At 38.5% G+C, this 1274-nt stretch carries 2 protein-coding genes; both read right to left on the bottom strand.

Translation table 11 applies throughout. From position 1 onward, the window contains the following. Positions 1-454: 454 nt before the first annotated feature. On the bottom strand, positions 455-859 hold the full coding sequence (locus FCN80_RS26010) for a hypothetical protein (RefSeq protein ID WP_136993254.1): 405 nt from the start codon (positions 857-859) through the stop codon (positions 455-457). Beyond that, positions 859-1191 (bottom strand): VgrG-related protein, encoded by a 333-nt coding sequence (locus tag FCN80_RS26005; protein ID WP_373880372.1) that lies wholly within the window; start codon positions 1189-1191, stop codon positions 859-861. The genes FCN80_RS26010 and FCN80_RS26005 overlap by 1 nt, the downstream gene beginning before the upstream one ends. Between the last annotated feature and the right edge of the window lie 83 nt (positions 1192-1274).

The following is a 1274-nucleotide window of genomic DNA, read 5'->3' as shown; positions in this document are numbered from 1 at the left end:
TCGTTGTAATCTTCATGGTGGACGCTCCTGTTGTAAAATGGTGTGCTATGACACAACCATTTTGGCACATTGATGCCGGTTAAATGGGGGCGTCCATTCCATTAGAATGGTGTGCAAGCTCATGATATAGGTTATGTTTCTATTACCCTTCAAGTTCTGTTAAAATCTAGTAAATCCAGTAAATCCAGTAAATCCAGTAAATCCAGTAAATCCAGTAAATCCAGTAAATCCAGTAAATCCAGTGATAAACACTGCTTTCTACTACCTGATATAGGATCTATTTCTCAGTGATTTTTTCAGTAGCAGTTGCCGCTGTGGTTAATAGTGGAGACTGGGATGTTAACTCATAGTGGCGTGTCGTTTTGCTGGGATACTTACAGTGTTTTTTTCGGTTACAGGGCAAGAGATTACGATGATCCATGGAGGATCTCAAGAAGATCCTCCATGGATTTAATTAACCATCAACAGAACTAACAAAGTCAGACAACAATTTTTTAAGCGAGATAGTTTCATCCAAAATGCACTGCTTATTCAAAAGCACACCATTTTGACCTCCAGACTTCAACCACAAGTCACATTTCCCATCAATTTCTTTACGCTGACTATCAGTAAATGACTTGAGATCAATAATATTGCCATCATCCGGAGATGTTATATCACTATGCTTACCAATGAATGAATCTATTAACTTATTCTGTGCATTTACCTCTGAGTCAACACATTCCGTTGACATTGGGTTATCTACATTTTTAGATACACAGCGAGCATACTCTTCACTATATTTATATACCTCTTGTGAAGATGCAAAAAAAGACACCGACAATAGAGCCACGCCAAGAAAACTAATAACTCTAATCATCACTCAACCTCATAGTCATATTTCGCCAAATCCAATAGTTTTGTTTTCTCACTTGCAGCTCGCTCCTTCAACCCTGGCCAAAGAGTAGGGGAGCTAAAGAACTTCGTTTCCACATGTGCGTATTTATAATCTTGCACAGCAGTTATAATTTGAGAGTCAGTGGCATCATCAAAAGACAGCCCTTTTGTAGCTTTAACTATAAGATCAGTATAAGGTCCGTATTGGACTGAAGTAGACCATATCATGTCATGTATAGCCGCTCGCTTATGCTTTATATCAATCCCTTTTTTAGTCAGAAAACCTAGCTGCACTTCATAATGAGTTCTCTTTATGAAAAGATTGATCTTGACCCGTTATATTCAGACAGCTTTTATCTCTAAGTTAGTGTTATCCGTCGGCTCCGGTATTCCCTCGG

Origin of the sequence: Martelella alba (genome assembly GCF_005217455.1) — a bacterium.
Lineage (GTDB): Bacteria > Pseudomonadota > Gammaproteobacteria > Enterobacterales > Enterobacteriaceae > Acerihabitans.
Note: the sequence above shows the minus strand (reverse complement) of the source record. Positions and strands in the feature narration are given on the sequence as shown.

Coding starts and splice junctions, on each gene's coding strand:
- FCN80_RS26010 (WP_136993254.1), bottom strand. CDS start 859: ATGATTAGAGTTATTAGTTTTCTTGGCGTGGCTCTATTGTCGGTGTCT.